The organism is Vibrio sp. CAU 1672, assembly GCF_029223195.1.
Lineage (GTDB): Bacteria > Pseudomonadota > Gammaproteobacteria > Enterobacterales > Vibrionaceae > Vibrio.
The window spans coordinates 298115-323578 of record NZ_JARHUF010000001.1 but is presented as its reverse complement, the minus strand read 5'-3'; the positions used below and the strand labels follow the sequence as shown (position 1 = coordinate 323578).

The following is a 25464-nucleotide window of genomic DNA, read 5'->3' as shown; positions in this document are numbered from 1 at the left end:
GTTATTTGTCATTTAAGCCGTCGAGGAAGCGTTCTGCATCCAATGCGGCCATACAACCGGTTCCGGCTGAAGTGATCGCCTGACGGTAGTTGTGATCCATGACATCGCCGGCAGCAAATACACCTTCAATGCTGGTTTGGGTGGCGTTGCCTTCCAGGCCCGACTTGACAATGATGTAACCGTCTTTCATCTCGACCTGGCCTTCGAAGATTTGGGTGTTTGGCTGGTGGCCAATGGCAATAAAGGCACCCATGACGGCGAGATCTTCGGTAGCGTCGGATTTTGCGTCTTTGATCCGGACACCGGTGACGCCCATGTCGTCGCCCAATACCTCTTCTAACACGCGGTCGGTGTGCAGCACAATATTACCGTTTTCGACTTTATCCATCAGACGATTGACCAGAATCTTTTCCGCGCGGAAGGCATCACGGCGGTGGATCAGGTGCACTTCAGCGGCAATATTCGATAGGTACAACGCCTCTTCAACCGCGGTATTGCCTCCACCGACAACGGCAACTTTCTGATTGCGGTAGAAGAAGCCGTCACAGGTGGCGCAAGCCGATACACCGCGACCTTTGAATGCTTCTTCTGACTCCAGGCCGAGGTATTTTGCCGAGGCCCCGGTCGAAATAATCAACGCATCACAGGTGTATTCACCAGAATCGCCTTTCAGACGGAACGGACGCTGCGAAAGGTTCACTTCGTTGATGTGATCAAACACGATTTCGGTTTCAAAGCGTTCAGCGTGTTCTTTCATCCGGTCCATCAGGCCCGGGCCAGTTAAGCCTTCAGGATCGCCTGGCCAGTTTTCTACTTCGGTTGTGGTGGTTAGCTGACCACCTTGCTGCATTCCCGTTACTAGCACTGGGTTAAGGTTAGCGCGCGCAGCATAAACGGCGGCGGTGTACCCGGCTGGACCAGAACCAAGAATTAATAGTTTACAGTGTTTTACGTCGCTCATTATGGCTCCAAAAGGGCTGAACATTTCTTTCGATTGTAGGGAAATTCCGATGGCTTTAAAAGCGTAAACCAAGGGTCTGAAGTGAATTAATGGTTATAGGTTAGAACCTTTGATGGTATAGAAAAGGTATAAAATGCTGAGTGCAGGACAGAAATCTAGTTTCAAATGCTGCTAAGGTGGCGCAATGAAGTTATGTGCTGTTATTTGGTCGCTGTATGGTTATTGGTTGTGTATTATTCTTTTTGCTAACACTATCGGCGGTAAAGGCTGGTAATTGCAAAATATTTGCGTATTCTAGAATGTAAATTAAATGTTAATTTGTTTAGCTTAGATGTGCTTCATTAAGGAGTCGATGATGTTACATTCGCGAGAGAATACCTTGCACCTTACCCAGCTCAGCATGGCTGCTATCGAGCAACTATCCCCGTCTTTTTCTTATCTGCCAAACACCGGGCACGCCGATGGGCAATATCGCCTGAGACGTTATTCGGTTGTGCAGTTTAAAGATGGTCAAATTGTTGATTTGAAAAGGAACCAGTTTGTTCAATCATCCGACATTAACCGTTTTCAGGGTGATGTCGTGCGCGAGTTTGCTCCGATCGAGCCTGCGATCATGGCCAGCGAAGGCTTCGGTGAAATGTGTGATCTGTTTGTCAGCGTCAATCATCTGCCTGACGGGCAGGAAATCGAGGTTCATCAGATCCGTATTGCTGCGATCGAGGATGAAACGCAAGTCGCGCCGGAAGGGGTACATCAGGATGGTTTCGATCATATTGCACTGGTTGGGGTAGGGCGTCATAACATCATCGGTGGTGACATCATGCTGTACAGCAGCAGCAACCAGGCACCGTTTTTCCGCAAAGTACTGGAAAACGGAGAGGTGGCCATCCTGGCCGACGGTAAACTGTGGCATAACGCGTGTCCTATCCGTTCAGTGAACAACGATCAGGAAGGGTATATGGATGTGTTCGTACTAACAGCAACGGATAAACGCAATGAATTTCACTCTTAACCAAATACGCGAACAGTTTTCGGCACTAGGCCAGTACCATAATGACCGACCGGTTACCTTTTTTGACGGGCCGGGTGGTTCACAAGTGCCGCAGTCCGTACTCGACAGCATGACGCAATATCTCGGTCAGTATAATTCCAATCTCGGCGGACACTATTTTTCCAGCCGGAAAACCGTTGATGTAATGCATAACGCACGTGAGTCGGCGCAGGCGCTGCTTAATGCGCCTTCTTCCGGCAATGTGGTGTTTGGTGCGAATATGACTTCACTCACGTTCCAGCTGAGCCGGGCGATCAGCCGTGACTGGCAAGCCGGCGATGAGGTTATCGTCACCTCGCTCGACCACTACTCGAACGTGTCGAGCTGGCAGCAAGCCGCTGAGGATAAGGGAGTGATCGTCCATCAGGTGCGCGTCAATCAGCATGACTGTACGCTTGATATGGAGCATCTGCTCAGCCTGTTATCAGAGAACACCCGCCTGGTGGCGGTCACATATGCGTCGAACACCACCGGATCAATTGTTGATGTGAAACAAGTGATCCAAGCCGCCCACCAGGTCGGCGCACAAGTGTATGTCGATGCCGTGCATTATGCGCCCCACCACCTGATTGATGTGCAGGAGTTGGGCTGTGATTTTCTGGTTTGTTCAGCGTACAAGTTCTTCGGCCCGCATGTGGGCATCGCTTATGTGGCGGATCAGTGGTTACATAGCCTGAAGCCTTATAAGGTCGAACCGGCCAGCAACATTGGACCGGGGCGGTTTGAAACCGGCACCCAGAGTTTTGAAGCGTTGGCCGGGCTCAGCGCAGCGGTGCGCTATCTGGCGCAATGGGGCGATGAAGGGCAGCCACTGCGGAAACAGCTTGAGCAGAGTTACGTGCTGTACAACCAGCACGAACAGCAGTTAAGTGCGCACTTTTTACACCGGCTCGATGCACTGCAGGGGATCAGGCTGTATGGTATTGCAGACGAAAATGTGCTGTTACGTACACCGACTTTTGCTTTGACGTTTGACAAGCTCAGCCCGGAGCTGGTCGCAAAGACATTGGGTGAACACAACATTTGTGTTTGGAATGGTCACTTTTATGCCCAGGGTTTAGTACAGCAACTTGGTTTGCTGGACTCAGGAGGTGTGGTGCGGATCGGTTGTATGCACTACAACACGGTGGAAGAGATTGACATGCTGTTTGATGTGCTGGAAAACATGTTGAGTCTTTGACAGATACTATGTTTAAAACTTAAAAAGCTCGAGGTGACTCGAGCTTTTTCCTCTTAACTAAGCGCTGACTTCAACTTCGTATGAGGTGAACTTGCGAATGTTGATCACCCCGGTATCAAAAATCAGGTACTGGCCTTTGATCCCTTGCAAAACACCGCTTACCACCGGGTTTTTATCAAAGTTGTGCGAGGTGATTTTGGTCGGGTGCTGTTGTACCGGATAGCTGAGGTCGGTAATTTTTTCATTCAGAATCTGAATCGCATCATCACCAAATCGCTGCCTGATCTCAGCGATTTTGTTTTCAACCAGTGGCAGCAACTGTGCAAACTGTTCTGCCAGAGGCAGCGGCTCACCGTCGCCTTTAAGCAGGGCTCGCCAGTTGGTTTTATCGGCGATATGCTTGGCCATTTCAACTTCAATTAAACCGGAAATGTAGCGACTTTTTACTTTGAATACCAGTAAACCCTGAGTGGCGCCCTGATCAATCCAACGGGTCGGAATTTGAGTATGGCGGGTGATGCCGACCTTGAGGCTGGAGGTGTTCGATAAATATACAAAGTGATCGACCATACAGTTCGCCTCGCCCCATTCCGGCTCGCGGCATGTGCCTTGGTCATAGTGACAGGTTTCCGGCTTCATGATGCACATATCACAGCTGGCCAGCTTCTTCATGCACACGAAGCAGTGTCCTTGTGAGTAGCTTTTCTTGGTTTTCTTACCACATGAACAACAGTAGATATTGCCGGTATGGGTTAAGGTCAGAGGTAGGCCGATTAATGGGTTGAGATTGATTTCCTCATTGCCTACAGGCAGACGATAGGTGACTTCTCCATCCAGAGTGGCACGCATTTTACTCAGCGTGCCGGTTATTAGTAGTGACATGACATTACTCTTCTTGTGTTTTGCGCAGTATACCAAAAGGTATGTTTGACTGCCTGTTGAAGCTAATGTGAACTATACCGCAAAAATCTGCTCACCCTTGCAGTTTTCACTTATGAACCACGTCCGATACGGCATACTGTTGTCTGAATGATGAGAATTCTAGTTAAAAAATGAATGACTGATAAATTGATTTTGTTTAGTGGGAGCTTCTGGTCACGGCAAGGTCTCGTAGTCAAAGGTTTCAAGGTGTAAGGCCATAGCTTATGAATCTGAAGTGGATACACAAACTCGTTTTTGCATTGTCACTGAGCACTATTGGTGTGGTTGGGCTGTACAGCTTGTTTGGTGACACACGTAAGCTGCAAATTACGCCAAACAAGTTTGACTTTCATGTCACCAGCGATGTTTCAGAGGGGGGCTTAAGCCGCGCTGATATTGACTGGCAGGGTGACAGGCTCGAGCTGAGTTGTGAGCTGAAGCAAAGTGATTATGCCTGGCCATATTGTGGCCTTTCTGTATACACCGATGTGGTTAAAGCAAATCAAGGGATTGATCTGTCCAATTATCATACTGTTCGAGTGAAACTGCGCTATTTACAAGCCGGAGATGGTGAGAGAAAACTGCGCTTGTATTTACGCAATTTTAACCCGGCTTATTCTGTCCCGGGTGAGGAGTATACGATCAAATACAATGGGGTTCAGTTTGACTCTGCTGAGCAGACCGAAACGCTCGAGATCCCAATCAAAAATCTTCAAGTGATGACTTGGTGGCTTGCTGATAATGATGTGCCGATAGAATATTCTGCGCCGGAGTATGCCAATGTGACCCGGATAGATTTGTCTACCGGAGCCGGAGCAGGGTATGGCAGCCATAAGATCATCATCGACAAAATTGAATTTGAAGGTACTTACCTCCCTCGGGAAACGCTGCTGTTTGTCTTGCTTTTTTCCTGGATGGCTCTCGGTCTGGCATTTTCGTTGAGTGAGCTGAGAAAGCGTAAAAACGCGATTGACGAAGCACAAAAGCGACACCGTCATTTAAAAAAACTCTACCACTCCCTGCGAGCCCAGAACTTTGAGTTTGCTGAACTGGCTCATCGTGATGCACTGACCGGCGCTATGAATCGTCACGCCGTTCGGGAATGGCTTGAACGGCAGGCGCGCCAAGTCAGGTGGGGGCACAACTCTCTGTCCATTTTGTACTTGGATTTAGATCATTTTAAAGCGGTTAACGATCAATTTGGTCACCAAATGGGTGATGATATTCTGCGTGAGTTTGTGATGGTTATCGCCAGTGCACTTGAGGCTGAAGATCGACTGGTTCGTTGGGGCGGGGAGGAATTTGTATTGTTTTGCCCGGATGTGACGCTTCAATTTGCGGCAGAAAAGGCTGAGCGTATTCGTAAGCATGTCGAGAACCATCTTTGGCTGCATGGTAATACGCTTACTTGCAGTATTGGTATTGCGGAGCTGCAAAATGAACGAGTGACCGAAGCGCTGGCACGCGCAGATGAAGCGCTCTACCAGGCAAAAGATCTTGGTCGCAACCGGGTGGAAGTCAATTATGGGCTAATGACGGTAGGTACGGCTGAGGCGAGTTAGGCATAAAAAAACGGTGGCCTGTTGGCCACCGAAATAAATTGCTGATCAACGCCGGGGGAAACATGGGGCATCTGGTCGATGACCAAGATCAGCCATGTAGTGCTCTTTTTACCAGAAGAGCCAGGCAAACAGGGTTAATGCACCAATACAGGCGATATTGAGCACTAAACCAATTCTCATCATCTCTTGTTGTTTGATGTGGCCGGTACCAAAGACAATGGCATTTGGTGGGGTTGCGACCGGTAACATGAATGCACAGGAAGCGGCGACAGCGATAAGCGCTGAAAGAATGACCGGTGACAGGCCCAACGCTTCAGCAATAGTAGCGAACACCGGCACCAGCAGAGCCGCACTTGCGGTGTTACTGGCAAACTCGGTTAGAAAGACCACGAAAGCAACCACAGCTAAAATGGTTAGTAAAACGCCCGCCTGCTCCAAGAAGCCGCTTAACCCGTGCGCCAGGAATACGCTGGTACCGGTTACCTTTAAGATGTTGCTCAGACAAATACCGCCACCAAACAGGATAAGTACGCCCCAGTCGGTGGTTTTTTCAATATCTTTCCACTCTACGGCGCGAGATGCACCAAGTAACAGGATAGCGCCAATTGCGACCAGAGTATCAAACTTGGCGAACCCACCCAGCATGGCGTTGATCGGTTTGCTGAAGATCCAAAGCGTGACTGTGAACAAGAAGATCGCCAGAGTGATCATTTTGCCGTTGGTCCATTCAACAGGCTGGTGGCTGAGTTCAAATTTATGGCCTAGGTCGGGCTTGGTCATCACATATAGGATCAGCAGCGCAATCGGTAACAGCATCATTGAGATGGGAAGACCTAATTTCATCCATTCAGTAAAGTTCAATCCGACTTCGGCAGCGGCGATTGCGTTAGGTGGGCTACCGACGAGGGTGGCAATCCCGCCAATTGATGCGCTGTACGCAATCCCAAGCAGAACAAACAGGAAAGTACGGTGATTTTTTTCACTATCGAGTTTGGTCATTACGCCCAGAACCAGGGGCAGCATCATTGCCGTGGTGGCGGTGTTGGAGATCCACATTGACAGGCCTGCACTTACACCAAACAGCATAAATACCGCCACTGACATTTTGCCGCGTGCGATCAGCAGAACTTTATCGGCAATCGCCTGGTCGAGCTTTTGTTTATGTAATGCGGCGGCCAATGCAAATCCACCCAGAAACAGGAAAATGATCGAGTTGGAAAAATTGTTCAGCGCCGCTTGAGTGTTAAACACGCCAAGGAAAACTGCCAGCAATGGTACGAGCAAGGCGGTAATGCTGACATGAATTGCCTCAGTAAGCCAAAGCACGGCAACAAAGACCAGAATACTCAGGCCTGTTACTACTTTGGGATCAAACGGTAGGGTATTAAGTAAAATAGCAAACAGCACGATATTGGCGATCAAAATCATGCTGTTACGGGTGAAGAACCAGTTCTTCAGTGTCACAGCGAGTGCAGTCATAGTAGTGCTCCTTTTGCATTGCCTTATAGTATTTTTTATAGCAACGTAACCGACTTGTTTTTAGTTATTGAGAAAATGTTACAATGAAAATGCAAAGGAAGGGGCGGTGAATAAAGGTATGAGCGGCAAATTGTGAGGTTAGAATTGCGAAATGGGTAGACATCTACCCATTTATTTTTAATTAATTGTTAGCTGGTTGTTATGGGGTGGCGTTTATGGCTGGCTGAGTTTTCTCTTGCTCATCACTGACGGCCAGAATGGGCTCTGGCGGGCCAAGAAACTTAGGCTGGGTATTAATAATATACAAGTCCAAAAAGGCTTTGGTTCGTGCCATTAGTTCACGTAAACGCATTGAGGTTTGCTGGCGATTGGTAGTTGGGCCGGCGACAGCCAGGCACTGGGCATTAATGTTATAGGCGTGGGCAATAAATAAGGCCCGCTCGCAGTGAAAGCGTTGGGTAACAATCAGGAAGCGTTCTGATGCAAAAATCTTTTTAGCCCGGACAATTGAATCTAAGGTCCGAAAACCGGCATAGTCGAGGTGCAGCACTTTATCCGGCACACCGGCTTTAAGCATGTCGCGCTTCATGGTCCAGGGTTCATTGTAAGAACGGTGTGCGTTATCACCGGTGAGTAAAAATTGTTTTACCTTACCGCGCTCATACAGTTTGATTGCGGCATCAATACGATGTGAGTAATAAGTATTGAGGGTTTTCCCGATGTATTTGCTGGTCCCGAGCACTACAGCAACTTCATGCTCGGGCAGAGCATCATAAGAAGTGAAAATTTTGTCTTCTGCCTGTAGCACGACCCAGCGATCGATCGCGATAATGGCGAGCGTTGCCCCAATGAAGAGAATCGCAGTCAGGAGTGAAATACGCGGCCAAGTGAATCGACACTTGCAAAGCCGCTTTTTCCAGGCCCGCAACATGCGTGGGATTTCTTTGATAAATTTCATGCTGCTCATCATATCCGATAGCGGACAAAATAGAGAAGTCTATTTGTACGGAAATCTTGTTATCAGGAGAAAAAGCTTATAAAAATCAAAAGCCCCTAGGTCTTGGGGCTTTGATACTGGCCATGGAGATGGTTTTTAGAATGCCGTGCGTTTGTAACGGCGATAGACGGGTTGCCAGAAGGCTTGGTCTATCGCGTGTTGAAGTGCTTCATCGGTGATCTCCAGCGCAACGCCTTGCTCGATGGCTTTCTTGCCTACCGCAAACGCAATTTTCTTCGATACGTGGTGAATTTCTTCCAGTGGTGGCAGTAAAGCCCCGTGACCGTTAATTGAGAGTGGGGAGCAGGATGCCAAAGCGCGGCTTGATTCCATCAGCATCTCATCGGTCACCCGCTTGGCGTTAACCGCCAGCACACCTAAGCCAATACCCGGAAAAATGTAGCTGTTGTTACACTGAGCAATAGGGTATGTTTTGCCTTCGTGAGTCACGGGTTCGAACGGGCTGCCGGTTGCGACCAGGGCCTCACCGTTTGTCCAGCGAATGATGTCGTTCGGGGTGGCTTCTACGCGGCTGGTCGGGTTAGACAGCGGGAATACGATTGGGCGTGGGCAGTGTTTATGCATCTCCTGGATTACTTCCTGGCTGAAGAGGCCTGGCGCACCAGAAACACCAATCAATACGGTTGGTGTGGCATTGCGCATTACATCCAGCAGTGAGAAGCCGTTGCCTTCACTTTGCCACTCCTTGGTGTTTTGGGCTTTTTGTACCAGGCGCTGCTGGAAGTCTAGTAAGTTTGGCATACCCTCTTGCAGCAAGCCCCAGCGGTCAACCATGTATACCTGCGAGCGGGCTTGGCTATCCGAAATACCTTCTGAAACCATTTGGGCGATGATCGCTTCTGCAATACCACACCCGGCAGAACCAGCACCTAAAAAGGTAATGCGTTGCTCAGACAATTTACTGCCAGCCGCCTTACACGCCGCTAACAAAGAGCCGACCGTCACAGCCGCTGTGCCCTGAATATCATCATTGAAGCAACAGATGCGGTTTTTGTAGCGTTCCAGCAGTGGCATGGCATTTTTTTGTGCAAAGTCTTCGAATTGGATCAGGGCATCGGGCCAGCGGCGTTGCACGGCTTGAATGAACTCCTCAACAAAAGCGTCATATTCTGCTCCGGTAATACGTGGATGGCGCCAACCCATGTACATCGGATCTGCCAGTCGTTGCGGATTGTTGGTACCTACGTCCAGAACGATAGGTAGCGTGTATGCCGGACTGATACCGCCACATGCGGTGTATAACGATAACTTACCAATCGGGATCCCCATTCCGCCAATCCCCTGGTCGCCTAAACCCAGAATTCGCTCGCCATCAGTTACAACAATAACTTTTACGTTATGGTTAGCTGCGTTGTTGAGCAGATCATCGATACGGTCGCGGTTCGGGTAAGAGATGAACAGGCCACGGCCGCGACGGTAAATATTGGAGAAGTTTTCGCACGCGGCGCCAACCGTTGGGGTGTAGATGATTGGCATCATTTCAGAAATGTGGTTTTGAACCAGGCGGTAAAACAGGGTCTCATTGGTGTCTTGAATATTACGCAAGTAAATGTGCTTGTCCATATCGCTTTCAAAGCTCTTGTACTGCTGATAAGCACGCTCAACCTGTTCCTGAATAGTTTCTGTGCTTTCAGGAAGCAGACCTTCCAGGTTGAAGGAACTGCGCTCTTCCGCTGAGAATGCACTGCCTTTGTTTAACAGAGGGGTCGCGAGCAGTGCTGGGCCGGCGTAAGGAATATAGAGTGGGCGTTTGTCGTTATTCATTCGGTGCCTTATGTAGGGTATAGGATGAAGGATGCGGCGAAAATTCTAACGGGATTTGCAATTAGTTGTAAACAATCGTTGATGTACATCAACGCAATATCGTAAAAATTCTTGTTGTAAGGTTCAAATTTGTTCAATTACCCAATACTGCCGAAGGGACTTTGCTGCATCGCGAGCCTTAGGCGGCTTGATACGGATATCTGAGCATCTTGCGCTTAGTTGGGTATAATGCCGGTGTTCCAACAATGAAAAGCCAGCATCTATATGTCCCAAACATTACCCATTGAGAGTTTACGTTCCGATTTTGATACCTTATTACCCCGGCATCACCTTGTTGTTGAAGCCGAAACCGGTTCAGGTAAGTCTACCCGCCTGCCTCTCTGGGCTGCTGAGCATGGGCGGGTGTTGGTTATCGAACCGAGACGTATCGCCTGTACTTCGCTGGCAGAATACCTGGCCGGGCAATCTGGCGAGCCGCTGGGTAAAAAAATAGGTTATGCCATTAAATTGCATACTCGTTTTGACCCTGATACTCAGGTCGTGTTTGTCACTCCCGGTGTTGCATTGCGCTGGTTTGCTGAAGATAAACTGGCCAATTTCTCGGTGGTAATGATTGATGAGTTTCATGAACGCCGCTGGGATATCGACCTGTTGACCGCCATCATCAAGCATTCGCAGCAACACCGTTTAATCGTTACCTCCGCGACTATCGAAGGCGCGAAGTTAGCCCGTTATCTTGGCGCGGAGCGCTTGCGTTCTGAAGGGCGTTGTTTTCCCGTTTCGGTGTGCCATCAAGCCCGGGACAGTCATTATCTGCCCGACAAAAGAAGCTGTGAATCGCATGTCATTGATACGATCAAACAGGCGATGATGGATGAGCAAGGGGACATACTGGTGTTCTTGCCCGGGAGAAAAGAGATCAATCATTGTGCACAGGCGTTACAGAGCCTTGATGGCGTACTCATCACCAAGTTGCACGCTTCTGTCAGCGATAACGAACGGATGCGGGCTTTGACCCAGCAACCGCAGCAAAAAGTGGTGCTGTCGACTAATGTGGCGGAGACCTCCCTGACAATTCCTAACATTACTATGGTGATTGATAGTGGTTTGGAAAGACGAACCCTACAGCGGAACGGTCGTACCGCGCTGGCGCTGACACATATCTCTAAGGCCAGTGCAGCGCAGCGTGCCGGGCGTGCCGGACGGGTGAGAGAGGGCTCCTGTATCCGATTATATGGTGAGCACGCGCCGCTCGAAGCGGTAACCCCGCCGGAGCTGCAACGGGAAGAACTGGTTGAGCCGATGCTGGCCGCGGCCTGTTGCGGATACCGCCTGAACGAACTGGAGTTTCTTGATCCGTTACCAGAAAAACCATTGTTGCAGGCACTGCAGACGCTTCAGGGGATGGATGCACTGAATAATGAGGGGCGTATTACGGAACACGGCCAGAGCGTTTACCCGCTGCCGATTGATGCTTTGTTTGCTGACCTGGTTACTCGTATTCAGAGTAAAGCCAACAAAGAAGCCATGATAGACCTTGCTGCGGCACTCTCTGTTCCGGGGCAGTTATATCAATTATCAGGCGGGGATGAGGCTGAGGCGTTAGCGCAGGGAGAGCCATATGGTTGCGATGCCAGCGTATTGATTCGATTAGTCAGAGGTGAACCATTGCCTGGGGTATCCTTAGACAAGAGCATTGTTGAAGAGGCGCAAGGATTGGCGAAGCAGATGCGTGAGGTGTTCGGTCTGCCCGATTTGGAAGTTGCCTCGCGCCTTAACCGAGAGGGGCTGGCGAAGGAGATTGCGACGCTGCACCCTGAGCTGGTTTTTGTCCGCCGTGCACGTCGTCGGGAGGCGTTGGCAAATGGCGCGGTTGAAATGGTGGCCGGGCGCAATAGCCGTTTCCCGGAAAAGGCAGAAGCGGCATTGGTACTAGATAGTCACAGCTTACCCGGACGCGGCAGCAGGCAGACGCTCAATCTGGCGTCGGTCATGATGCCTGTTTCGCTCTCATTATTGCGGGAGCTGGAACTGGGTGAATGGCAACAAGGCGAAACCAATTACGATGAACCCATTCCCAGGGCAACCATGCATCTGCTCTACGCCGGACGGACGATCGCGACTGAATATCAGCCACTGGAAGGTGAAGTGGCAATCCACTCGATTGTTGAGATGGTTGAAAATGAAACTTTGTTAGCTGGTTTTGCCCCATTGAGAAAGCAGCAGTTGCAACACTGGAAATTGTATAATGCACTTGAACTTAATCCGGCCCCTGTATCGTCGAAAGAGCTGGACGAACTCAATTTTTCAACTTGGCTGACTGAGCAGTTACACACGCTTGGGGTGGAAAGCATTGACGATATGGCACTGTTTGAGAGTGATGATTTCCCCTTTCATGGCATACCAGAGTGGGAGTACGCAGAGTTTGCCGAGCGGTTTCCACTGAAGTTGGTATTGGCTGAACTTAAACTGGATGTGGAGTATTTCCCGGCCAGAAAACTGGTGCAAGTGGTGTATGCCGGGGGGAACAGAAAAGGAGACCCGAAGCGGTGGGAGCTACCCAGATGGCAGGGGTGGAGGGTGCAATACCGTAAGGCCAGTCGGGTTATTGATATAAGATAAAACCCGAATGCATCATGGTGGCGTCTTGAATATGGTATGATAATTGCTCATTGTGCTTCCTGAATTTGATCATGGCGGGTACTGAACCCCATGAGGAATGTGTTTGCCGCCAAGTGTGGCGGCTTGAAGGAAGACAATGAAGTATAAAGCGATTCCGTTTTTATTGTGTCCCGTACTGGCGTACGGGAAAAGCCTGACCCATATTGCCACATATGAAGACAACTATGTTCTGGGCACTTACACCTCGGATGTTAATCAGTCTGAATATGATAAGCTCGGCTCAGAGATGGACTCCCTGCAGCACTTTGAAGTCAAATTTCAGTTATCCGCTGCTGTGCCGTTTTACCGGTTTAACCCTGCTACAGCCGTAATGGGTTCCTATACCCAGAAATCATTGTGGCAACTGGCTAACTCAGGCATTTCTTCACCTTTCCGTGAAACCAATTACAAACCTCAGCTTTTTGTCGCTCATCAATCGAACATGTTGTTATTTAACCATGTAGAAGCTGGCTACAAGCACGAATCTAATGGCCAATCGAGTACGCTTTCTCGTAGTTGGGATCGGCTTTACGTTGCCGCAGAGCGCTTTGAGGGCCCGGTTGAATACGGTGTCCACGCCTGGTGGGTCATTAGTACTGAAAATAAAGAAATGAAGGATTACTTCGCACCCTATGAGTTATGGGCGAAAGTGCATATCCGGGCCGGTGTGATCAATACTCGGGGGTTTTATAATTTCGCTACCGACAAAGGCGGTGTAGAGCTAGGTTATACGTTTTATTTCAACGAACTGCTCGGTGTATATATTCAGGGTTATCATGGCTACGGTGAAACTTTGATTGATTATAATCATTCACATACCCGGATTGGTGTTGGGATCCGACTGATGAATTTATAATCGTTATGGTGCCCCGGTCAACTGCCTCAACCATAGCGTTTTAGTTTGATGAATAAAATATTAATCAATTGGGTGCATATATTTAGCCAGGCTGTACAGTTGTTGTTACGAAACTGGTTTTAATATTTCTTTTTGGTGCTTAGATGGGGAATAAAAGACAATTCTTTTATATCCTATTGCTATATCACGTAGGTTGGACGATATTGTTTGTATTTCATTCCAAGAATGTCGGGGCCTATAATGGAAAAACAACCAGTAAAATGCATTGAGTTCGACTACACCAGTTTTCTTGGTACATCGGGCAGTAAAAAATGGACGTTTGTCGAAGCATTTTGCATCATCGCCCCGGTTTTCGGCGTCATGTGGAAGCGAAATATCGCTGAGTTAACGAATCCGGAAGACCGTTTGTGGGACGCGGCGTTAAAATCGATGTCTTCACGCCAGAGCGATGAAGCTAACTTGGTCAAGTTAGTCGGTTTAGCGCAATATGAAGGAATAAGTGAGCTGCGAATCGTGATGCCATACGCCTTAGAGGCGGAACAAATCGATTATATCGAGGCCCACAGTAAGCTTAAAGTGGATACCTCTGAGCAGGATATATTGACACTCAAATTGTAAACCATCTTCTGCTGAACAAAAAAAGCGATTGAGAAAACCAATCGCTTTTTTTGTGCCATTTTCTAAGCAATATCGCCTGTTGTCCAGAGCCTGGAGTGGCAGACGATGTATTATCGCGCAGTAGTGAGCGTGAGTTGCTCGGCGTGGAACAACTGGGCTGGCTCATGAATCAAGTGAATAGCCATAATGCACACTGGAATGTCCTCGGACAGCAAGTGTTGATGTCACGTGTGGAGTTACCCAGTACGGTTATGATGGCTATGTTCCAACTGTTTACCGCGGGAGAGGAACAGGCCAACGAGGCGATGTTGGCGGTAAACAACGCCATCAGTAACTACTTAGCCGATCCTGGCTCTGATCCGGTCAAACTGCCCTATAACCTTGATGCATGGGATGGTTACTATGCAGAGCGAGAGCGGGTTTATGGGGCGATAAAAGCCAGCCGTGGGCGTTTTGTCTGTTTAGCCGGAGATACGCATAATGCATGGAGTAGTGAGCTGAAAGATATCAGCGATCAGCCTGTGGGAGTTGAGTTTGCTACCAGTTCGGTCAGCTCTCCCGGATTAGAGGAGTATTTGGGCCTGAATCCAGTCGCGATTGCGCAGATGGAATATACCTTGCCGTATTTGGTTAATGAACTACAGTGGGCAGATATCAAACAACGTGGGTTTATGCGAGTCAGGTTTACCGAGGAGCAGGCTCAGGCAACGTGGTATTTTGTCTCTAGCGTGAAAGAGAAGCAGTATCAGGTGCAGACTAAGACGGTTTCAACTTCGGACGGGAAAAGCCTCAACCTGGAGTAAGCTGTAAAAAGTCCGCGATTAACGCGGACTTTCAAATTTGCTGCCATGGTGTACAGTTAGTCAATTAATCCGTATTCGTCACTCAAAATTTGGATGATTTCCGCTTTCGGGTTGTCACTCAGGGTAATTGGCTCTCCGATGATTTTCTCTGCCAGGCCAATGTAGGTTTTTGATACCTCCATCAGAGCCTCTAGCGGCAAGGCGTTATCGCGTGCCAGTGCTTCTCGTTCGGGCATTCGTTCTTTATTAAGCAGAATGTCCGGGTCAGGGAAGTGGCTCAACAAGAACTGACGGAAACCTTCTTTTGAGTTTTCGATGATCTGCCCATCCTGGTAGGCGTTGCTATCCCAGATACGTGAAGAGTCCGGTGTTCCTACTTCATCCATGTAAATGAGCTTTTCTTTCCCGGCGGCATCTTCGACATAGCCAAACTCAAATTTGGTATCGACAAAAATTTGGTCAATCGCTGCCAGTGCCGAACTGATAACGTTGAACCCCTCTTTGAGTAACGTTTCGTACACTGCGATATCTTCAGCGCTGGAAAAGTTAAACGCGGCGTAATTGTCCTCGATATTCTTGCGGGTGATGTTAACATCATCGGCTTCCGGTACGCCGGGAATACCTTTTAAAATACCTTTGGTTGATGGCGTCATAAGTAGCTCGGGCAGAGCCTTATCTTTTTCCAGCCCTTCAGGTAGCTGGATACCACAAAATTCACGTTCGCCGTTCGCATACGCACGCCACATTGAACCTGTAATGTATTTACGGCAAATGGCTTCGATCTTAACCGGCTTGGCTTTTTGTACAATCCAAACAAATGGGTGAGGAATATCCAGAATATGGCTGTCAGCCAGCCCGTTTTCCTTAAACAGTTTAAACCAGTGATTGGAGATTGCATTCAGTGCTGCGCCTTTCCCTGGAACGCCTTTCAACCCGCCTTCACCGTGCCAGATGCAGTCAAAAGCAGAGATACGGTCACTAATGACCATGATGGCTAATGGGGCATCCGGGGCTACATCGTAGCCTTTTTCTTGAATTAGGCGTGCACTGTCTTGTTCGGTCAACCAGTAGACTGAGCGAACTTTACCACTGTGGACCGGTTTGTGAGTGCGAATGGGCAGATCGTCATTGACGGCAAGTACTTGATCAGCAAGGCTCATTTTGACATTCCTATCATTTAAATCAAACGTCATACAGAGAAGTTATTCAGTGCAAATTCTCACACCGAATAAAGCGAATGTGGGCATCATACCAGAACTATTTTAACTCGCCAGAGAAAAAGCAAACGTTTGCTTTGTTTTTTGCCAACAATAAAAAAGCCCCCCATGAGGGGGCGTGGTGCAGAGGAGATAACGTCGAACTTATTAGTGGTACTTATTTGCTCTGCCTTCGACGAAAAACACTTCACACTGATGACGTTGTGCCAGATCGCGCAGCATGATCTGGTTGATGTGGGCAATGTTCGTTGAAGCTACCACGGCACTGGCATTGCCTGAGCGGATTGCTTTTACAACGATCTCTACTTCGGACTGCTGCTGAGAAGGTTTCATTTGAATAATATTTTGACAGCGAATCTTAGATGCAGTCAGTTGTGCAAAATCGGGACGAGGGCACTCAGCAGTAAACAAAATCCATTGTTGCTGCTGGGAAAGGGTGGCCAGTTTTGCCAGCAAACTGCTGGGAACATTCATTGGCTGAGTTGTTTGTGCCAGTACGTTAAAACGTGAATAAGAGTGACCGTGACTTTGAAACTGCATCTTACTGTTCCTTTATACATGCTGTATGCTTATACAGTAGTTTGTTTTACGCCGAGGATCAACTGATTTTTGCCAGTTGGTGATCAGAAGATGCTGGATTTTTGGGATGGTTTTTAACTTAAGTTATTGATATAAATGGGGTAAAAGCGTCTATTGCTGTGGGTGGTTTGGTGGTGAAAATGTGAGCTGAGTGCATTTTGTACAGCTATGCCAGGGAGATACGAGCAGCGCATTGCCTGTTTGTACAGTAGTCGGGAAAGAGGGTTAGCGGTGAATATTGGTTATTAAAAAAGCGCCGGTATAAGGCGCTTCTGAAAATCAGTTCCATTGATTAATGCCGCTCTGTTTAACAAGATTGCCTTGCTAATTGTTCCCGCATTTGCAGCTCAGCCCGGTTAAACCGACGGACATCGATCTTGGCGATATCGTAACAAGCTACACATGAACAATGAGTTTTTCCATCTATGTATTCATGACGGGTGACAAAGCTTAGTTTTTTGCACCAGTCGCAGGTGCCTTCTTCAGTGAACATTGATTTTCTCCCCACCTATTAGTTTACAGTGTTTAGGTGTTATTTTGCGCCGGATATTATGACACAAAGAGGGGGCTAAGGTTAATGGTCTGTTAAGGTTTTTTGAGAGCGTGATCGATTGCGACCCCAGAAATAACGGGGCTGATGGACAGAGAAATATGGTAACAGTGTGCTGCGGTTAATTTTTTGTGCTTTTTTGAGTGATTGTGTTAAATGCCTGGTTTAGGCGTTTCATTTCTTCTTCACTTCCGCGCGTATCCGGGTGATACAGTTTTGAGAGTTGGCGATAGCGCAGTCGCACCGATTTGTCCTCCGGGATACTGGCAGGGGTATAGCCAAACATCGCACATGCGATAGCCAGTTTGTGCTGATCAGATTGTTGTTGAGTTTTACGGAACTCTTGAAACACTGTTTCTAACTGACGTTTTAACTGCCGGTTGGTGAACTGCAGTTCTTTAACCTGCGTCTCAAGTTGCACCTCTTTAGTGAGTTGCTGTTGATGAACTGTATTTTGGCGTTTATCGGCTTTTCTTCGGAAGCCAAACCATGAGCCGGCGAGAATCATGGTAATTGCAAACCCGGTGGAAGGGTAAAGCCAGTCAGAGTTTATCGCAGATTGAGCAGGCGGCTGCGGTGTCCCTTGTTGATTCTCTGTGGTTTGCTGTTGTTCGAGCTCGGTAATCTCCGTGACCTGCTTGGCGCGTAACTGATTAAAGCGCTGCTCAAGAAAAATGGCATAGGCGGTTTCGGCTTGCGGATTATTCTCCGCGGCAAACTTGTACCATGCTTCAATCAAATCGTGGTTGTTTACTTGCTGCTGGTGCTGCTGCAAAAATTGAGCGAGGAGATAACCATGGTCGGTTGCGTCTTGGTTCGCGATGGTTGTGAACCAGTAAATCGCCTGCGGATAGTTTACTTTTCCGCTGAGGCCGTCAGCATAATCTTTGGCGAGCTGCTTTTGTGCGGCAAGATGGCCTTGTTGGGCTGATTGTTCAAGCCAGTACCTGACTTCAGGTAGCGAGGATTGGGAGGCCTGTTTCGCAAGGTTCTGGGCCTGTTGGTATTGCGCCACAGGATCGGTCAGCGGCTCTGTCGCGTAGGCAGGTAAAGAAATACAGGCCATGGCGGCCAGAGAAAGAATCGTGCGTCGTGACATCCAAGTGTCAGGCCTGGTTATTTCTACCAGGCCTGCTCCGGTAATGATTACTCTTACCTTTATACCCAACTTCAGTCTATTTGGGTATACATTGCACCGGGTTTACTTAAGTGGCAAGATTTGGATCTCAACCCGGCGGTTACACGCACGTCCTTCTGCGGTACTGTTGGTACAAAGTGGGTAACGCTCACCGTTTCCGCGGGCAATCGCACGGCCAGCGGCAACATTTTGTGAGATCAGAAACTGGCGCACAGATTCCGCACGACGTTCAGAAAGAGTCTGGTTGTATGATTCACTACCCGTGCTGTCGGTGTAACCGTCAATCACCAGGCTGGTGTCAGGGTACTCGACCAAAATCCGAGCAACACCTCGTAACGTATTATGAATACCGGCATCCAGTTGGTAAGAGCTGGATGAGAAACCAATACCGTTTTCCATCCGCAGCAGCAGTTGATTTTCACCCACGCGTTCAACTTGTACACCCGAGTTGAGTAACTCACGACGCAGCGCGTCCTCCTGCTGGTCAAAGTAGTAACCGATACCTGCACCTGTAGCTCCGCCAGCGGCAGCACCGATCAGTGCACGCTTACGGCGCTCTTTCGCATCATCACCGGTAGCCAGACCAACTGCAGCACCGGCGATAGCGCCGATGATAGCCCCTTGAGTGGTTGAGTTGGTTTCATATTCACCAGTAGTTGCGTTTTGGCGTTGAGTAGCTTGACAGCCGGTAAGCGCCAGCACTAGCGCTAGTGCAATAGACATCTTTTTCAAAGGAATCTCTCCATGTAAAAGCAAGGCGTTGTCGCGCCTTAATGTTGAATCAATAGTATGGCCAAACAATAATGGATTTTTGTTATATCACGGTAATTTTGGGCGGTTGTGTAGCGAAAACTATTTGCTTTGTATCATTTTTCTTGACTGGGCACCGTTTACCCCACGGTTAACCGACACTTTGCGACCTTTCTTCAGGCCAACTTCATAATCTTCGGTGAGGTTCTTCATCGCTTCTCTGAGCTGCTTTTTGAAGGTTTCCCGGTCTATGTTCTTAAATTCTTTGTCAATGTAGTTGTTGATTTTGTTTGCCGACTCTTCGTCAGGTGAGATTACCGGCAGCTTCTCCAGCGCCCCTTCGACCCATCCTGAGACAAATGAGTTTACCCGACGATTGACCTCGGCTGATGGTGTTCCACTGCCGGCAAAGCTGTTGCGGAACTGGCCGGTACTTTCGTTCATCTCACGATAGATGATGTCAAATGCAAACGCTGCAAAGATCGCGCGATCCGCTTCACCAATAAACTCTACCCGTTTAAGTCCTTTATGGTTGAGTAACACCGCTTCAACCCCAAATTTGGTATTGATGCCACGGATCACTCGCAACAGGGTTGAACTAATGTTGGCAGGCAGCAAATGCGAAGATTGAGTTTTGCCCATCTTGATGAATTCAATATCATCTTTGTCCAGCCCGTATTTGAGCATCAAACGGTGGGCCATTTTTATGGCGTTTGCGGCTTCGTTTACGTTGGCTGAGTTGCCCAGTTCTAAACATTTAGCGATTTTCTTGAGAGCTTTTTGCTTATCCATCGACGACCAATCACGAAAATTTAAGAAGTCGAGTATATTACCTTTTTTAGCGCAGAAACGAAACCAAGCCAGACAGGTGGAACAAAAAACGCCACAAAATAGTGGCGTTGGTTGCAAGGTTAGCTGGGGCGGGCTGGTTAAATACCGAGTTCATCTAACAAATCATCGGCTTCATTGCGTGCTGGCGAGGATTCATTACGCTGTTGCTCCATGCTTTTGCGTGTGGCTTCCAGAATGTCATCTGGATTTTCGTCTTCAGTAATCTCAAACTCTTCCAGTTGGATAAACTCGGTTTTATCCATAGCCAGCTCGAGATAAAAGATGTTGTTTTGCGCGGTAGAAAAGGTGACGCGTCGTGCCTGGGGGCGATCCAGATTGGTATCAACTTGCAGGATCACCTGTTTGTTGAGTGACAACATCTTAGGCTGGTTTTGCGTGATGTTCGTTTGCAGCTCTTTACGAATTTTGTGGGTGAAGTCGCCGACCAGTTGATTCATCAGCTCACCCAGTACATCGGCAACGTCATCAGAGGTGTGAGTAATCGCCAGTTCTTCTTCCGGCATCCCCATACTGCGCATGTAATTGGTGTATACCTCCAATGCTGCTTTGGCAGTAAAGTTAATCACCACCAGCCCGGTGAAACCGCCGTCAAAAAGGACAAAACAGCCAAAATCGGGCTTGAGGCTGGTTTTATGGATCTTTTGCACCATTGCAGAGTAGTTGATCTGTGATGACGTTGCTGAGGTCAATACGCCTGATACTGACTGACAAAGTTTTAAAAGGATATCTTCAGTCGTCACGACTTTATTTTTTTTCATTCTAAAAGGCTCATGTTGAAATGCGATTTTTGCACCAATGTAAGGTATTAAGTAACAAAAAAGAAAGCATAAGTTGATTTCATGCAGTGAGATTCTGATTTGATCACTTTTTTAAATGTTGTAAAGTGACGAAATTCAAAGATTATTCTTAAATCATAACCCAAAGCTGATTGGATCAGTACCGTAGGGGCAGGAAGCAAATGTTACCAAGACTACACTCGCAAACCGATGTTGACCCACTTGTTCTGAATTTTCTTAAAGAGTTGGCTGAAGCCGGGTTTACCGGCGATATTGAAAGCCAGTATTCCAGCCGGTTAGCCGTCGCGACAGACAATAGTGTCTACCAGTTACTCCCTCAGGCGGTTGTTCACCCTAAAACCACCCATGATGTTACCTTGATCGGTAAGCTTAGTAACCATGAAACTTATGAGCGGATTACCTTTTCTCCCCGCGGCGGCGGAACCGGGACTAACGGCCAGTCACTAACTCAGGGCATCGTGGTGGACTTGTCCCGCCACATGAATAAGGTGCTGGAGATTAACGAAGAGGAGGGCTGGGTTCGTGTTCAGAGTGGGGTGATCAAAGATCAGCTTAATGATGCCGTCCGTCCCTATGGTTTCTTTTTCTCCCCGGAGCTGTCAACCAGTAACCGCGCGACTATCGGTGGCATGATCAATACCGATGCTTCCGGGCAGGGCTCACTGAAATACGGTAAAACCTCGGATCATGTCCTGTCGTTGCAAGCGGTATTTGCCGATGGCTCGATTTTAGAGTCGGATCTGTCCCATGGTCTGCCGGATGAAGGGGATTTTGCGGCAACAGCTTTGCAGGTAACCGAGTCGGTGTGCCGTGAGAAACGCCAGCAAATTATGGATAAATTCCCGCCACTCAACCGTTTTTTAACCGGTTATGATTTAAAAAACGCTTTCGATGAGCAAAGTGGTGACTTTGATATTACCCGTGTGCTGTGCGGCGCTGAAGGCTCACTGGCTTTTATTACTGAAGCTAAGCTGAATCTGACCCCGCTGCCTAAAGCGCGCACCTTGGTGAATGTCAAATACAACAGTTTTGACTCTGCGTTGCGAAATGCGCCGTTTATGGTCGAAGCTCAGGCTTTGTCGGTTGAAACGGTCGATTCCAACGTCCTGAATCTGGCTAAACAAGATATTGTCTGGCATACCGTAAGCGATTTGTTGGCGGATGTACCCAACAAGGAAATGCTTGGCATCAATATGGTGGAGTTTGCCGGTCAGGACGAACAGGAAGTGGCATCACAGGTGGCGCAGCTGACGGCAAAGCTGGATGAGATGATCGCTGACGAACAAGCGGGCATTATTGGTTATCAGGTCTGTGATGATATCGCCAGTATTGGCCGTATCTACAATATGCGCAAAAAAGCCGTCGGCCTGCTTGGGGCGGCAAAAGGCAAAGCTAAGCCGGTGGCGTTCGCAGAAGATACTTGTGTCCCCCCGCAACATCTGGCTGATTTTATTGCAGAGTTTCGTCAACTACTCGACAGTAAATCTCTGGAATACGGTATGTTTGGCCATGTGGATGCGGGCGTGTTGCACGTGCGGCCTGCGCTGGATTTATGCGATCCCCGCCAGGAAGCCTTGATGCATGAGGTATCGGACGAAGTCGTGAAGCTGGTGGCGAAATACGGTGGCCTGATGTGGGGCGAGCACGGCAAAGGTTTTCGCTCCGAGTACGGACCGGAGTTCTTTGGTGATGAACTGTTCACCGAACTGCGCCGGGTGAAAGCCGCATTTGACCCTCACAACAAGATGAATCCGGGTAAAATTTGCACCCCGCTGAACAGCGATGCCGAATTGGTTAAAGTCACCGGCACCAAACGTGGCTTTTATGATCGCCAGATTGAAGTTGAGGTGCGGGACAGTTTTAAACAGGCGATGGAGTGTAACGGCAATGGGTTGTGTTTCAATTACGATTCCAGCTCGCCAATGTGTCCTTCGATGAAGGTCACTGCGGATCGTCGTCAATCGCCGAAAGGTCGTGCTGGTTTGGTCAGAGAGTGGCTGCGCCAGTTGACAGAACAGGGCATCGATATTCTCGACCTTGAGCAGCAAACACTGACACACAAGCCGACCATCAAAACCATGATTGAGCGCGTCCGCCATTCACTGAACAAGCGTCATCAATATGATTTTTCTCACGAAGTCTATGAGGCGATGAACGGTTGTCTGGCGTGTAAAGCATGTGCAAGCCAGTGTCCGATCAAAGTCGATGTACCAAGCTTCCGTTCGCGGTTCCTTAACATTTACCACAGCCGTTACCAGCGCCCGGCGAAAGACTACCTGGTTGCCAATATTGAGACGATGCTGCCGCTGATGGCGAAGGCACCGAAAGTTGTAAATGGCATGCTGAATCAGCCGTTGGTACAGAAACTGACCGCCTCAACGGTTGGTTATGTTGATACGCCATTGTTGTCGGTACCGACTTTAGCCAAGCGGGTGAACAAGCTGACCACGCCTTACGATCTGAAAGCATTGAACTCGCTGTCATCGCAGGAAAAGCAAAATCATGTGTTGATAGTCCAGGATCCGTTCACTACATATTATGATGCAGATGTGGTGGAAGATTTCATTAACCTGGTGAAGAAGTTGGGTAAACATCCGGTATTGTTGCCGTTTAAACCCAATGGTAAGGCGCAGCATATCAAAGGTTTTTTACGTCAGTTTTCTGCTACAGCGCAAGATACGGCGAAGTTCCTGGCATTGGTTGCCGATCTGGATATCCCGATGGTAGGGGTCGATCCGGCACTGGTGTTGTGTTACCGCGATGAGTATCAGGAAATCCTGGGTGAGAAACGGGGTGACTTCGAGGTTCTGACCGCCCACGAATGGCTGTTGCCAAGGTTAAGCGAGTTTCCTGCACCGGCAGAAAAACAGGCCGAGCCCTGGTATCTGTTTGCCCATTGCACAGAAAAAACCAAGTTGCCCAATGCGGAAAACGAGTGGGGCGCGATATTTAGCCACTTTGGCGCAGTGCTTAACACAGTGGCGGTTGGTTGCTGTGGTATGGCCGGCACATTTGGTCATGAAGTCGATAAACTGGCGATGTCGAAAGATATTTACAACCTGAGCTGGAAACCCAATCTGGACGCGCTGCCGAACGAGCGTTGTTTGATCACCGGCTATTCTTGCCGTAGCCAGGTGAAGCGCTTTGAAGGGGTGAAACCGAAACATCCGGTGCAAGCGTTATTAACACTGGTATAACCGATGTCCTTAGCAATAAAGCCCAGTCAACCTGGGCTTTATTTATAAGAATGGAACCAGGATTTGAAAGGATCTGAATCATGATAAAACTAGAACTCAGAGTTCCACCGGTGGCGGTGTTCCTGCTGGTGGTGTTACTGATGTACTGGCTGAAAGGATTGACACCGAGCTTGATGATCCGAGTGCCTTTTGTTGAGTATGTTGTTGGCGGTTTAACCTTGTTATCTGGCTACACTGGAATTGCCGGGGTATATGAGTTTTGCAAATTAAAGACCACAGTGAACCCGGTTAAGCCGGAGTCTGCCTCTTTTGTTGTCAGCTCTGGGATCTTCAATTATACGCGTAACCCTATGTATTTCGCATTATTGCTGCTTATCATTGCATTGGGGCTGTGGTGGCAACATTTAAGTGTATTTCTTTGCAGTGCTGTGTTCGTGTTTTATATGAATAAATTTCAAATAAAACCGGAAGAGCAGGTGTTAGAGCGACTGTTTGGTGAAGAGTACCTTAAATATAAAAACCGCGTGCGTCGGTGGATATAATTCCTGCTGGCATAAGTTTCTGATTATTATGTGTAATTACCAGAATGGTTACTGACTAGTTTGGTATTCAGGATGGCTATCAGGAGTGTCCTGATGTAAAGAAGCCCAGCTCATTTGAGCTGGGCTTCGTTATATTACTGAGACGTGGCAATGTGGCAGCGGCTTATGCTGCCTCAGCAAACTTTGCCAGGAAGGTATCCTTACGCTCGTGAAAGCGTTGTACCAGATCGTCAACCGCAGCTTGATCATATGGTTTCAAGCCACTGGCTACCATGCGTTTGATACCTTTACCTACGACTTCGCCATCTTCTTTGAAGGCAAAGTTGAGGGTGACGACGCCGCGTTTGCCTTCTACGTCGAACGTGGCACCGGTGAACTCGACTTCCGGATGGGTGAGATCCAGACGAGAAAACTCCACTTCCATGCTCTCGTAGATCACCAGTGGACGCTGGCAGTTAATCATCATCTGTTGCTCTTCCATCAGAGGCACCATAATGTGAGGAAAGTTCATGCCAGAAAACTGCACGTAGTTGGTTACTACATGTTCGATGAAGGCAGGATCCTGATTACAGTCACCTTCACGAGTCATATGCAGATACTCTTTGCCCGCTTCATCGACTACTGAACTATGTTTCTCACACTTATTTTCGATGTGTAAGTCGATACCATCATTGACCATTCCAGAGAATTCAAAACGCATCTTCTGGCTCACGCCTTCTTTGCTGAGCAGCACTGCGAACAACAGATCGCCGGGTACGCAGAAACGTTTGTTGTCTTCATCATGGATAGGGTTGTAATCACCTGCGACACGTTTAGCGAAGTGACTTGCCTGTTCACGAGTGAACTGGAACTGATGGTTATTGCTTGAAAAATAAGGTGTTAGAAACATAACTTTCACGAAGTTGCCAAAACTGTCACGGATTATATGCGAAGAACCCGATAGCAATGGTCCATCCAGTAGAGAATTT

21 protein-coding genes and 1 pseudogene are annotated in these 25464 nt (G+C 48.4%); 9 read left to right on the top strand and 13 right to left on the bottom strand.

Annotated features, from left to right (window positions below):
- Nucleotide 1: 1 nt before the first annotated feature.
- A complete protein-coding gene (trxB, locus tag P2G85_RS01430; RefSeq protein ID WP_275862320.1) occupies nucleotides 2-961 on the bottom strand; it encodes a thioredoxin-disulfide reductase in 960 nt (319 codons plus the stop codon).
- A gap of 355 nt (nucleotides 962-1316) precedes the next feature.
- Here trxB and P2G85_RS01425 point away from each other — a divergent pair, with 355 nt between their 5' ends.
- On the top strand, nucleotides 1317-1973 hold the full coding sequence (locus P2G85_RS01425) for a 2OG-Fe dioxygenase family protein (RefSeq protein ID WP_275862319.1): 657 nt from the start codon (nucleotides 1317-1319) through the stop codon (nucleotides 1971-1973).
- Nucleotides 1957-3192, top strand: a complete 1236-nt coding sequence (locus P2G85_RS01420) for a cysteine desulfurase-like protein (RefSeq protein ID WP_275862318.1) — start codon at nucleotides 1957-1959, stop codon at nucleotides 3190-3192. Before P2G85_RS01425 ends, P2G85_RS01420 begins: the two co-directional genes overlap by 17 nt.
- Nucleotides 3193-3249: 57 nt before the next feature.
- On the opposite strand, the gene P2G85_RS01415 is transcribed toward P2G85_RS01420, so the two are convergent.
- Nucleotides 3250-4074, bottom strand: a complete 825-nt coding sequence (locus P2G85_RS01415) for a DUF2797 domain-containing protein (protein ID WP_275862317.1) — start codon at nucleotides 4072-4074, stop codon at nucleotides 3250-3252.
- Between the two features lie 269 nt (nucleotides 4075-4343).
- Between P2G85_RS01415 and P2G85_RS01410 the strand changes: the two genes are divergently transcribed.
- Nucleotides 4344-5675, top strand: a complete 1332-nt coding sequence (locus P2G85_RS01410) for a GGDEF domain-containing protein (RefSeq protein WP_275862493.1) — start codon at nucleotides 4344-4346, stop codon at nucleotides 5673-5675.
- 108 nt (nucleotides 5676-5783) lie between these two features.
- Here the strand turns inward: P2G85_RS01410 and P2G85_RS01405 are convergent, their stop codons facing one another.
- The 3 genes from P2G85_RS01405 to P2G85_RS01395 all read right to left on the bottom strand — a co-directional run bounded on the left by P2G85_RS01405 (nucleotide 5784) and on the right by P2G85_RS01395 (nucleotide 9936).
- Nucleotides 5784-7154, bottom strand: coding sequence for a DASS family sodium-coupled anion symporter (locus tag P2G85_RS01405; RefSeq protein ID WP_275862316.1), 1371 nt, complete (start codon nucleotides 7152-7154; stop codon nucleotides 5784-5786).
- A gap of 199 nt (nucleotides 7155-7353) precedes the next feature.
- The gene (locus tag P2G85_RS01400; RefSeq protein WP_275862492.1) at nucleotides 7354-8085 is read right to left on the bottom strand and encodes an ElyC/SanA/YdcF family protein; all 732 of its coding nucleotides are present in this window, start codon (nucleotides 8083-8085) and stop codon (nucleotides 7354-7356) included.
- 162 nt (nucleotides 8086-8247) lie between these two features.
- Nucleotides 8248-9936: an NAD-dependent malic enzyme gene (locus P2G85_RS01395; protein ID WP_275862315.1), complete on the bottom strand. Its 1689-nt coding sequence runs from the start codon at nucleotides 9934-9936 to the stop codon at nucleotides 8248-8250.
- 264 nt (nucleotides 9937-10200) lie between these two features.
- Between P2G85_RS01395 and P2G85_RS01390 the strand changes: the two genes are divergently transcribed.
- The 4 genes and pseudogenes from P2G85_RS01390 to P2G85_RS01375 all read left to right on the top strand — a co-directional run.
- Nucleotides 10201-12558, top strand: a complete 2358-nt coding sequence (locus P2G85_RS01390) for a helicase-related protein (RefSeq protein ID WP_275862314.1) — start codon at nucleotides 10201-10203, stop codon at nucleotides 12556-12558.
- A gap of 136 nt (nucleotides 12559-12694) precedes the next feature.
- A complete protein-coding gene (locus P2G85_RS01385) occupies nucleotides 12695-13453 on the top strand; it encodes a phospholipase A (RefSeq protein ID WP_275862313.1) in 759 nt (252 codons plus the stop codon).
- A gap of 240 nt (nucleotides 13454-13693) precedes the next feature.
- Nucleotides 13694-14071: a transporter gene (locus tag P2G85_RS01380; protein WP_275862312.1), complete on the top strand. Its 378-nt coding sequence runs from the start codon at nucleotides 13694-13696 to the stop codon at nucleotides 14069-14071.
- A gap of 113 nt (nucleotides 14072-14184) precedes the next feature.
- Nucleotides 14185-14874 (top strand): annotated as a pseudogene (locus P2G85_RS01375) (alkaline phosphatase D family protein); the annotation flags it as partial.
- 56 nt (nucleotides 14875-14930) lie between these two features.
- Here the strand turns inward: P2G85_RS01375 and P2G85_RS01370 are convergent.
- From P2G85_RS01370 to P2G85_RS01340, 7 genes are all read right to left on the bottom strand, one after another.
- Nucleotides 14931-16034, bottom strand: coding sequence for a phosphoribosylaminoimidazolesuccinocarboxamide synthase (locus tag P2G85_RS01370; RefSeq protein WP_275862311.1), 1104 nt, complete (start codon nucleotides 16032-16034; stop codon nucleotides 14931-14933).
- A 204-nt stretch (nucleotides 16035-16238) separates the two neighbouring features.
- Nucleotides 16239-16631 (bottom strand): SulA-like leucine-rich domain-containing protein, encoded by a 393-nt coding sequence (locus P2G85_RS01365; protein ID WP_275862310.1) that lies wholly within the window; start codon nucleotides 16629-16631, stop codon nucleotides 16239-16241.
- Between the two features lie 346 nt (nucleotides 16632-16977).
- A complete protein-coding gene (locus P2G85_RS01360) occupies nucleotides 16978-17163 on the bottom strand; it encodes a hypothetical protein (protein ID WP_275862309.1) in 186 nt (61 codons plus the stop codon).
- A 178-nt stretch (nucleotides 17164-17341) separates the two neighbouring features.
- Nucleotides 17342-18319: a J domain-containing protein gene (locus P2G85_RS01355; RefSeq protein ID WP_275862308.1), complete on the bottom strand. Its 978-nt coding sequence runs from the start codon at nucleotides 18317-18319 to the stop codon at nucleotides 17342-17344.
- A gap of 102 nt (nucleotides 18320-18421) precedes the next feature.
- Nucleotides 18422-19090, bottom strand: a complete 669-nt coding sequence (locus P2G85_RS01350) for an OmpA family protein (protein ID WP_275862307.1) — start codon at nucleotides 19088-19090, stop codon at nucleotides 18422-18424.
- Nucleotides 19091-19210: 120 nt separating this feature from the next.
- Nucleotides 19211-19900 carry a DUF2786 domain-containing protein gene (locus P2G85_RS01345; protein ID WP_275862306.1) on the bottom strand — a complete coding sequence of 230 codons (690 nt, stop codon included), beginning with the start codon at nucleotides 19898-19900 and terminating at the stop codon, nucleotides 19211-19213.
- A 137-nt stretch (nucleotides 19901-20037) separates the two neighbouring features.
- Nucleotides 20038-20718 (bottom strand): DUF3334 family protein, encoded by a 681-nt coding sequence (locus P2G85_RS01340; RefSeq protein ID WP_275862305.1) that lies wholly within the window; start codon nucleotides 20716-20718, stop codon nucleotides 20038-20040.
- Nucleotides 20719-20918: 200 nt separating this feature from the next.
- On the opposite strand from P2G85_RS01340, the gene P2G85_RS01335 reads away from it, so the two are divergent.
- Together P2G85_RS01335 and P2G85_RS01330 are read left to right on the top strand one after the other, a co-directional pair.
- Nucleotides 20919-23954 carry an FAD-binding and (Fe-S)-binding domain-containing protein gene (locus P2G85_RS01335; protein WP_275862304.1) on the top strand — a complete coding sequence of 1012 codons (3036 nt, stop codon included), beginning with the start codon at nucleotides 20919-20921 and terminating at the stop codon, nucleotides 23952-23954.
- A gap of 80 nt (nucleotides 23955-24034) precedes the next feature.
- On the top strand, nucleotides 24035-24496 hold the full coding sequence (locus tag P2G85_RS01330) for an isoprenylcysteine carboxylmethyltransferase family protein (protein WP_275862303.1): 462 nt from the start codon (nucleotides 24035-24037) through the stop codon (nucleotides 24494-24496).
- A gap of 163 nt (nucleotides 24497-24659) precedes the next feature.
- Here the strand turns inward: P2G85_RS01330 and P2G85_RS01325 are convergent, their stop codons facing one another.
- Nucleotides 24660-25385 (bottom strand): DUF3581 domain-containing protein, encoded by a 726-nt coding sequence (locus P2G85_RS01325; protein ID WP_275862302.1) that lies wholly within the window; start codon nucleotides 25383-25385, stop codon nucleotides 24660-24662.
- Nucleotides 25386-25464: the final 79 nt, after the last annotated feature.